We start from the raw sequence: 9249 nt of genomic DNA, 5'->3' as shown, positions 1-9249 counted from the left end.
GCTTTTTCAATTTTATATAGCTGGAACGTGTGCCAAAAGGCTGCTTCCTAGGCATAACTACGAATAACTTTCCGAGCTTTCAGCTCAAAAAGTCATTCTAGGTTATGCTACGGAAGCAAACCCGCCTTTTGGCACACTCCCTTTACTACATACTTTATTAGCCTCTCACCAGCAACTCCATCTGCCCCTTCTGCGGTGCAAAGTTAATGCCAACCAGTGGTTCACGCAAAATCTTGCCGTACTCGTCCAATACGTCGGCAGGAAGTGGGGTGTGGGCTTTGAGTGAGGCAACGACATCTCCGGCGTCAAACGCCTCTGAAAGGTCGATAAACAGGTTAACCTTGCTGACCACGTCTCGGAACAGATCAGTTAAAATTGCGTTTGGTTTTCCCTCAACATCTGTAATAACGACCTGGGAAGAATCGAATGATAGATGGTTAAAACGCACCATTTGTAATACGTCAAACAAGTTATTCATTGACTTCAAGTCCCTTCATGATGAATCATTTAATACTTAGTTTAGACGTTTGTATACTTAAAAGGCAAGAAATATATCGTTTGAAAAACAATTCAGGGCAAAAAAGCGGTCGGAGTGAAACATTTAGTTTCGCCCCGACCGCTTTGCTATGAAAGGTTAGTCACCATTCATAATTGAATTTTTAACAATGACATAATCAACTTTGGTAATATCGTTTAGTTTACGGCCACCGGCATATGAAATCGATGACTGAAGGTCCTGTTGCATTTCGTTTAAAGTATCTGAAATGTGGCCACGGTATGGCACCAACATTTGTCGTCCTTCAACGTTGCGGTAGGCACCCTTTTGACGCTCAGAAGCTGAACCCCAGTATTGTTTGTATTTCTTGCCATCAATACTGATTAGGTTACCAGGTGTTTCTTCATGACCTGCCAATAATGAACCGATCATGACCATTGAAGCGCCAAAACGAACGGACTTGGCGATATCGCCGTTAAAGCGAATACCACCGTCAGCGATCATTGGTTTTCTTGCGGCCTTTGAGCAGAGACGAAGGGCAGCTAATTGCCAGCCGCCAGTCCCAAAGCCGGTCTTCAGCTTAGTGATACATGCTTTACCTGGGCCGATTCCAATCTTGGTTGCATCGGCGCCGGCATTTTCAATTTCGCGAACGGCTTCCGGTGTTCCCAAATTCCCAGCAATCAGGAAACTGTCTGGTAATTGTTCCTTGATGTAGTGGATCATCTGGATAACATAATCCGAATGGCCATGTGCAACATCAATTGTGATGTACTCTGGCTTTTGGTCATCAGAAACTAGTTGGTCGATGAATTCGTATTCTTCAGGTTTGATACCAACGCTGATTGAAGCGTAAAGGTTCAGTGAGTGCATCTTCTTGATGAATGGTTCCCGATTCTCAGGTTGGAATCTGTGCATGATGTAGAAATAGTCATTTTGAGCCAGCCAAATGGCCAAGTCTTCATTAATAACGGTTTCCATATTAGCGGGGACCACCGGAATCTTGAATGTCTTGGGACCAAACTTTACGGATGTGTCAGCGTCACTTCGGCTCTTAATGATATTTTTGTTAGGGATGAGTTGAATGTCTTCATAATCAAATACTTCCATGATTTACCTCCGGATGGTGGTGATTACCACACTTTTTCAACGACGTTCGTCTGCTCTCTGTCAGGACCGACTGAGAAAGTTGCGTAAGGGACTCCGACTGCTTTTTGGACGTGGTTCAAATAATTCTGAGCGTTGGTTGGCAACTCATCAAATGTCTTGCATTTGGTAATGTCTTCGTCCCAGCCTGGAAGCTCGTCATAAACTGGCTTGCAGGCATCCAGCTCTTTTAAAGTTGCGGGATAATGGTCAATCTTCTTGCCGTTTAATTCATAGGCAACACAAATTTTTAATGTTTTAATTCCGGTTAAAATGTCTAAACAGTTCAGTGCGAGGTGGGTGTAGCCACTAACCCGAGCCGAGTGGCGAAGAACAACACTGTCGAACCAGCCGATTCGGCGTGGCCGCTTGGTTACAACACCATACTCATGGCCGACTTCGCGGATATGGTCGCCAATTTCGTCATGTAATTCCGTCGGGAAGGGGCCTTCACCAACACGGGAAGTGTAGGCTTTGCAGACACCGATGACGTGGTCGATTCGGTTAGGACCCACGCCGGTTCCAATAGCGGCACCGCCGGCACTTGGGTTCGATGAGGTAACAAACGGGTAAGTCCCGTGGTCGACATCGAGCATGACGCCCTGAGCGCCTTCAAACAAAACGTTTTTGCTGTCATCCAAGGCATTGTTAATGATGTAGGAAGCATCAACAACGTAAGGGCGAATGCGGTCTGCGTATTCATTATATTCATTAAAGATTGGTTCAAATTCGAGTAGTTCTTCACCGTAGATCTTAGTCAACAGTTCGTTCTTGATTGCGAGATTGCTTCGAAGTTTTTCTTCAAAAATATCCTTGTCAATGAGATCAGCAATTCGAATACCAATTCGTTCGTACTTATCCATGTATGCAGGGCCGATTCCTTTATTGGTTGTGCCAATCTTGGAGTCTTTCTTTTGTTCCTGCAAACCGTCAAATAGAATGTGGTAAGGCATAATGACTTGAGCACGATTTGAAATTCTCAAGTTATCGGTACTAATTCCATCCTTTTTCAAATTGTCCATTTCGTTGATCAAGGATTTGGGGTTAACGACAACGCCGTTACCAATGACGCTATACTTCTCCTGGTCGAAAATACCAGATGGAATTAGCTGTAAATGGTAGCTGTTGCCATTAAATACAATGGTGTGGCCGGCATTATCTCCGCCTTGATAGCGGGCGATAATGTCAGCGCTTTGGCCGAAGAAATCAGTAATCTTACCTTTCCCTTCGTCGCCCCATTGACTTCCAACAATCACAATAGATGACATATGAACACCTCTAAATTTTATTGCCAGGAATCTACCCAGCATTTTTAATGATACCAACTTGCAATGTATTAATCAACCAAAACGTTAATAATTTGAATGAGTAAAACGTTTAATATTCGAGTTTGAAACCTAATCCGAACATAATCCATTTATTCTTCTCGTAATATAGTCAAAACGTGAACGATATGGTATTATTATCTTGTCATTATTTAGTAGAAAGGACTCGTTATGATAGATAGATATTCTTTACCAGAAATGAGTAATATTTGGTCACTCCAAAATCAATATGCCGCATGGCTCAAAGTTGAAATTGCCATTGATGAGGCATGGTCCAAGCTGGGCAAGATTCCGGCCGAGGACGTTGAGAAGATTAAGAAGAACGCCAAGTTTGACGTGGATGGGATTGCGGAGATTGAAGCCGTGACGCATCACGACATCGTGGCCTTTACCCGGGATGTTTCCAAGTCACTGGGTCCGGAAAAGAAATGGGTGCACTACGGTGTTACCAGTACCGACGTTGTTGACACTGCTTGGGGAGTTCGAATCAAGCAGGCCAACGAAATTATTCGAAAAGATATCGATCACTTCATTGATGTGATTGCAACACAAGCTAAGAAGTACAAGGATACGGTTATGATTGGCCGGACCCATGGTGTTCAGGCCGAGCCAACAACTTTTGGGTTGAAGCTGGCCCGTTGGTATTCTGAAATGAACCGAAACAAGCGGCGTTTTGAACGGGCTTCAAAAGAATTGGAAGCCGGTCAAATCTCCGGTGCGGTTGGAACCTATGCCAACGTGCCACCATTTGTTGAACAGTACGTCTGCGATTCACTTGGCCTAAGAGCACAGGAGATTACCAGCCAAATTTTGCCGCGTGATCTGCACGCCGACTACATTTCCACCTTGGCACTGATCGCAACGAGTTTGGAAGAATTTGCGACTGAAATCCGTGGATTGCAACGCTCCGAAATTCATGAAGTTGAAGAACATTTTGATGCTGGTCAAAAGGGATCTTCCGCAATGCCTCATAAGAAGAATCCAATTGGTTCGGAAAATATCTGCGGGTTGGCCAGGGTTGTTCGCGGCCATATGGTCACTGCTTATGAAGATGTCGCTTTGTGGCATGAACGCGACATTTCCCATTCATCTGCCGAACGGATCATTATTCCAGATACATTGACATTGTTGGATTACATGCTGCATCGTTTTTCAAATATTGTCGAACGGTTAACTGTCTTCCCAGAACGGATGAAAAGTAACATGGGACTCACTTATGGCTTGATTTACAGTCAACGAGTGATGCTCAAATTAATTGATTCAGGAATGACCCGTGAGCAGGCGTATGACCTTGTTCAACCATTGACCAAGCAGTCGTGGGATAAAGGAATTCAATTCCGAGATTTGGTTGAAGGCAGCAAGCCGATCACGGATGCCTTGAATGAAGAACAGATCAACGATGCATTTGATTATCATTATCACATTCGCCACGTGGACGAGATTTTTGCGCGTGTCGGCCTCGACTAACTTAAGATTTCAAAACTTCAACACAATGAAAGTCCCCTTAAACTACATTTGGCAGTCTGAGGGGACTTTTAATTTGGATTCATTTAGGGCAAAAAGACCAAGCGATTATCGCCGGATTCATGCCATTTTTCGGCAATTTGGCTTAACGGATAGGTGGTCACGGGGACTGAGATTTTACCGTCGGTGATCATTTTTAACAATGCCGGCATGTCATTGGCCAATTCGGGGGCCGTGAAGGAGCCGAAGCCAGTGCCCAGCAAGTGAAAGTCCATGCTTCTAAAGAGGCTGCCCTTTAATGGGGCGCTTTGGCCTGCCATTGAGCCGATCTGGATCCAAGTAAGTGTTTGCTGCGGGTCTTTGCGTTGCGAAATCATGTTGGCAATCATCGTGGCCGCAACGTCTCCCCACAGGTAATCCAAAACCACGTCGACGTCGCCAATCTTTTCCAAATTGGTTTTTAAATCGTCGTCGTTGTCCGTCAATTTGATCGTCGACGAGGCACCGAATCGGCTTAATTTTGCTAATTTTTCGGGATTTCGGCCAACGCCAATCACTTCTGATGCCCCGAAACCAATGCTGATGGGGATCGCCAGCTGACCGGAAGCACCAGTCGCGCCCAATACCAAAACGCGTTTGCCCCGAACCTTATCTTCTCCCAACCGTTCTTTGATTGCCATAAAAGAGGACATTGCCGGATTGGCTGTTGCAGCGACTGTTGCAGGGTCAGCCGCGTTGTCGATTGGAAACAAGGCTCTTCGATTGACAACCGCTTTTTCTGCAAAGGTGCCGTAAACGGGATTGCCGCTATTGAAATAAAAATGTTCACCATCATCGGTCTCCCCAACCGCGTCAACGCCCGGAACGATGGGCAACGTGCTGGTTGCCGAATAGTGAGTGCCGTTTGCGCGGGCACGGGCTAGTTGGCTGACGGCCGCTGCTAAAACGTGAAGTTCGACTTCACCATCGTTAACGGGCGGATCGGGAAACTCGCCATATTCAGGACCTCTTGTAAAATCATTGATAATTGCTGCTTTCATGTGCGTACTCCTTGTAGTGTTTAGTTTAATTAATGGCTTTATCATGGCGGACGATGCACAATTTTGCAACGATTTTGACGTTTGGTTATCAATAAGGTCTGTGGAATAAAAAACGAGTTGGAAAATCAGTTCAGCCACTGACTTTCAACTCGTTTTACTCTCTCTTAAATTTCGCCATGCCTGCCGGTATCTAAAAAGCGCACCGTATCACCCACCACTTCGTAAATGAGCAGCCAACTGCCCTTGATAAATAAGGCGCGTTGGGGTTTGCGGCTTTTAATGACGTGGTCATCGTATTTTTCAGCCACCGGCTTTCCGCTTAAAATTTGGTCTTCAACAACTTTGAATTCAGCTTCAGTGTAGCGATTCGCTCTGATCATATTTTGATAGTGTTTTTTGAATCTGGATTGATACTTTGGCCGGTATTTTGGCATTACGGTTTTCCTTTCGGGTTGGTTTAATTTAATTATATCCTTTTATTGCGATAAAATACGACATGAAAAAAGGCCTGACAGGGGGGTGTCAGACCTTTTCGTTCAATATTCTGAGGGGAATATGAATTATAAGGGTTGCTGTGAAAAGTAGATCAATGGCAGCATTAACTTACTTTTCAATATTATTGGGGGTGAGTAGAAATAAATCACTGTTTATCTCTTGCTCATGTCTATAATATAACGTAAAAATGTAAATAATGTGCGAATAAGGTGTGAAACTTTTGTGAATATTAGTAAAACAAAATGGACTGTGTATCGGACTGCTTATGTAAAGTGATTCTAATGGTAGTGAACGCCCAAAATGCATTTTTCAGCCAACAAAAAAAGCCATGACTAACGCGCCCGGCTTCTTTAAGACCTTAATCTTTTGAGGGGAGATAAGGTTTAATCAAAAGTGAATTTATCATTATGACAATTTGCGAAGTGAAAGTTGTCTGCTTACAACTTTACAGTTACTATGATACTAAATAAATCTGAATAAAGTGTGACCAAATTGTGAAGATTTTGTGAATTTATCGATGCGGTCAAGATTTATGGATAAAAAAATAAGGCACGGGGATGCCTTATTTCCGTTTACCTATATTTATTCTAGGGGAAGAATATGAATACAAAAGTAATAAATTAAAGGGGGATTTAATCTATTGCTCGCACAAAGTGATACATCACTTTATGTTTCACCTAATACTATAGCGAAATAATGTGTTTAAACTTTGAATAATTTGTGAAGATTTTGTGAACTTTTCCGAGTTTGACCACAATTTGTGCGATAAATTTGATTTGTATTACAATTGATACCAACAAATGGTTTTTGAAGGAGGAATCGCAATGAGCTTTATGGCGAAAAGGTATCTTAGGAAGTTTCGCGCTGAGGACTATAAGAAAAGTGTCGCCCATAGTTTTATCAAACCTAATCAAAAGATCAATCTTTTCCGGAAAAATGAAAACGAATACAAAATTGATCCGGTTAAAAAAGGGCAACTCGTGACAATCGATACGGTTGCGGATCCCACCAGTCAAATACTGTACTTCCACGGGGGTGCCTTTACCGTTCCGATGAATGAGGACCAACTGGAGATGATTACCCAAATTGCCCAGGCCGCGAATAGCCGTCTACAGATTGCGGATTTTCCGCTGCTGCCAACGAATTCGGCTGATGATATGTTGGCCTTTTCGCAAGCCGTCTTCGATAAGGTCGTCACCGATGACTTACCACTATTTATCGTGGCCGACTCAGCGGGGGCAAAGCTTGCCCTTCAGCTACTAATGGACAATCCAGGCAAGGTTTTAGGAACCAGTCTGATTTCACCATGGCTGGACATGAAGCTGACCGATCCTGAAATTGCCAAGCGTGCTGAAAATGATATTTTGCTGGATCTGCCAACATTACAGGAAATTGGCGGCTGGTTTACTGATGGGGCATCTGCCGAAAAGTGGCAGGACGTTTTTAATTCGGCCAACTTAAAAAATATTGGTGACGTTCAGATTTTTTATGGAGAAAATGAAATGCTGGTTCCTTCTGATTTGAAGTTGATTGATGCCATGGGCCAAGCGGAGGGCGCCAGTCCACTGCCAACCACCTTTAAGGATGCTTGGCATGATTACACATTGTGGTTCAAATTGTCGGAAACAAAAAAGACCTTTAGACAAATTGCTGAATTCATCAAAGATCGACGTGGTGCTTAAGCTTTGGAAAGGCGTGGGTGTCCGACCATTTCATCATTGCCCCTTGGAAAAGGAGGGCAAAAACTGTCCCGAAGCCAATTGCGTAAAGCTTGCCAGTAAAGACGTAGGAAGCACCGATAATCAAAATTGGCGGGATATAACTGAGCCACTGTGAAATGACGGCACTTCCGTGAATATATTTAAAGCGGATGATGTAAGCCAAATCGTCGTTTGGATGCATAATCAAATTAGACCGAGAATACATTGAAACGGCCATCGCAACACAGTACAGGCCAATGATGTCGAGGATTAGTCGAATGTAGAAATCTTGTTCAGGAACGCCGATTGTGTTAAAAATCCAGGTAAAAAAGGCAACCAGGTAGCTGAACGGTACGGTGAACAGCAGGTTGGAAAAGAACCGCCGCCGGTCAAATGAACCCAAGAGTAACTGGTTGGAAATGGTCACAATAATTCCGTAAAGAAACAGGGTCGTTCCCAGTGGGATGTTGATCCATTTCGAGAGGTTGACGGCAGAACCGGTCCAAACGGCACTTCCCAGGTTTGAAGAAATGGCCAGCGCGTTTCCAGCCGAATTGATGATGATTGAAAGGCCTAAATAATAAAGGCGCTGTTTGAAATCTTTCATTTTAGCCATTATGTACGATAATCTCCTTAAATTCCCAATGAACTTCATTGTATAATAATTAATTCGGTTTGAAAATATCGGCTTATCAAGCGTCGGGTCAAATTGATACTGTTCTTTAGTCAATCGTGTTAATATCTGTTTTAGAGGAGGCGGTCTTGTGGAACGACAATATTCGGAAGTAGAAGCTGAAAAACATTTCGAAAACAATCGTTTATGGTTTAGACGGTTTCAAACAACCCGCTCATATCGAAAGTTAACGAAGCCGGAAAGGGCAGCTGCTGGATACATTACGCAGGCATTTGTCGGATTGGCCTATAAATATCAATTACGTAATCCGAGGCGTTATACTGCAACATCGGTCAAAGAAGTTGTTTTAACGTTGTTCCCAGAGAAGATCGCCGCGACAAACGTTTTTTTTACGTCGGTTATCCCGGTGATGAGAAGATATTTTATTTTCTTGGGTGTTCAACACAAAATTAGTAATGTGGATACGTTGATTAGGGCGCTGGATACGATCAAGGTCCGCCAGCTGTTGGATGGCCATAGAGAAACTAAAAATTGGGATGCGCATAAAAGATTAGGAATGCAGGTCTTGATGGGCTATAAGCCGGATATTGATCCCAAACAGGTAACGACGTTTGAACAGGATTTCAATATGGGCGTCCCGTTAAGATTCTGTTTCGATTTCAGTGTCAACAGACCGCCAAAAAACATTATTTTGTTGACGGAGAAGCTGCGTAAGAAGTTTGAAAATGTGATGTATGAGAAAAACAAGTAGTGCGCGACGAGACCCGGTTAGGGCCCGGAGCATAGACCAGAAAAGCCGTTGGTGAACGATTTTGTTCATCGGCGGCTTTTCTGGTCTATGCAGTAGGGCCCTGGGTCGTCGTCCACAGGACTAGGTGCCGCACTGCGTTTGCGACCGTCGGAGCGTGATTGAGAGGCAGAAGGGAACGCAAAATCAAATAACCGATCT

9 protein-coding genes are annotated in these 9249 nt (G+C 43.8%); 3 read left to right on the top strand and 6 right to left on the bottom strand.

The window, feature by feature from the left end:
* Nucleotides 1–157: 157 nt before the first annotated feature.
* The 3 genes from AB3112_RS05390 to AB3112_RS05380 form a co-directional block, all read right to left on the bottom strand.
* Nucleotides 158–478 (bottom strand): hypothetical protein, encoded by a 321-nt coding sequence (locus tag AB3112_RS05390; RefSeq protein ID WP_057909964.1) that lies wholly within the window; start codon nt 476–478, stop codon nt 158–160.
* Between the two features lie 156 nt (nt 479–634).
* Entirely contained in the window at nt 635–1606 is a 972-nt protein-coding gene (locus tag AB3112_RS05385) for a GMP reductase (protein ID WP_057909963.1), read from the bottom strand.
* Between the two features lie 23 nt (nt 1607–1629).
* Complete coding sequence (locus tag AB3112_RS05380) at nt 1630–2910, bottom strand: adenylosuccinate synthase (RefSeq protein ID WP_084972993.1); 1281 nt, start codon at nt 2908–2910, stop codon at nt 1630–1632.
* Between the two features lie 228 nt (nt 2911–3138).
* Here AB3112_RS05380 and purB point away from each other — a divergent pair, with 228 nt between their 5' ends.
* A complete protein-coding gene (gene purB, locus AB3112_RS05375) occupies nt 3139–4434 on the top strand; it encodes an adenylosuccinate lyase (RefSeq protein ID WP_057909961.1) in 1296 nt (431 codons plus the stop codon).
* Nucleotides 4435–4517: 83 nt separating this feature from the next.
* Here the strand turns inward: purB and AB3112_RS05370 are convergent, their stop codons facing one another.
* Complete coding sequence (locus AB3112_RS05370) at nt 4518–5471, bottom strand: zinc-binding dehydrogenase (RefSeq protein WP_084972991.1); 954 nt, start codon at nt 5469–5471, stop codon at nt 4518–4520.
* Nucleotides 5472–5635: 164 nt separating this feature from the next.
* Complete coding sequence (locus AB3112_RS05365; protein WP_084972989.1) at nt 5636–5905, bottom strand: type II toxin-antitoxin system mRNA interferase toxin, RelE/StbE family; 270 nt, start codon at nt 5903–5905, stop codon at nt 5636–5638.
* Nucleotides 5906–6790: 885 nt separating this feature from the next.
* Here AB3112_RS05365 and AB3112_RS05360 point away from each other — a divergent pair.
* Nucleotides 6791–7648 (top strand): alpha/beta hydrolase, encoded by an 858-nt coding sequence (locus AB3112_RS05360; protein WP_084972987.1) that lies wholly within the window; start codon nt 6791–6793, stop codon nt 7646–7648.
* Here AB3112_RS05360 and AB3112_RS05355 read toward each other — a convergent pair.
* On the bottom strand, nt 7626–8282 hold the full coding sequence (locus AB3112_RS05355) for a YitT family protein (RefSeq protein ID WP_367334075.1): 657 nt from the start codon (nt 8280–8282) through the stop codon (nt 7626–7628). The genes AB3112_RS05360 and AB3112_RS05355 overlap by 23 nt on opposite strands.
* Before the next feature lie 148 nt (nt 8283–8430).
* Between AB3112_RS05355 and AB3112_RS05350 the strand changes: the two genes are divergently transcribed.
* On the top strand, nt 8431–9051 hold the full coding sequence (locus AB3112_RS05350) for a hypothetical protein (protein WP_367334074.1): 621 nt from the start codon (nt 8431–8433) through the stop codon (nt 9049–9051).
* The last annotated feature ends 198 nt before the right edge of the window (nt 9052–9249 follow it).

Origin of the sequence: Lentilactobacillus sp. (genome assembly GCF_040773105.1) — a bacterium.
In the GTDB taxonomy this organism is placed as follows: Bacteria; Bacillota; Bacilli; order Lactobacillales; family Lactobacillaceae; genus Lentilactobacillus; species Lentilactobacillus parabuchneri.
The sequence above is the reverse complement of the archived record's forward strand: the minus strand, read 5'-3'. Positions and strand labels throughout refer to the sequence as shown.

What these genes read in the sequence shown, in the direction of transcription:
- AB3112_RS05390 (WP_057909964.1), bottom strand. Translation starts at nt 478, where the DNA reads ATGAATAACTTGTTTGACGTATTACAAATGGTGCGTTTTAACCATCTA.
- AB3112_RS05385 (WP_057909963.1), bottom strand. Translation starts at nt 1,606, where the DNA reads ATGGAAGTATTTGATTATGAAGACATTCAACTCATCCCTAACAAAAAT.
- AB3112_RS05380 (WP_084972993.1), bottom strand. Translation starts at nt 2,910, where the DNA reads ATGTCATCTATTGTGATTGTTGGAAGTCAATGGGGCGACGAAGGGAAA.
- purB (WP_057909961.1), top strand. Translation starts at nt 3,139, where the DNA reads ATGATAGATAGATATTCTTTACCAGAAATGAGTAATATTTGGTCACTC.
- AB3112_RS05370 (WP_084972991.1), bottom strand. Translation starts at nt 5,471, where the DNA reads ATGAAAGCAGCAATTATCAATGATTTTACAAGAGGTCCTGAATATGGC.
- AB3112_RS05365 (WP_084972989.1), bottom strand. Translation starts at nt 5,905, where the DNA reads ATGCCAAAATACCGGCCAAAGTATCAATCCAGATTCAAAAAACACTAT.
- AB3112_RS05360 (WP_084972987.1), top strand. Translation starts at nt 6,791, where the DNA reads ATGAGCTTTATGGCGAAAAGGTATCTTAGGAAGTTTCGCGCTGAGGAC.
- AB3112_RS05355 (WP_367334075.1), bottom strand. Translation starts at nt 8,282, where the DNA reads ATGGCTAAAATGAAAGATTTCAAACAGCGCCTTTATTATTTAGGCCTT.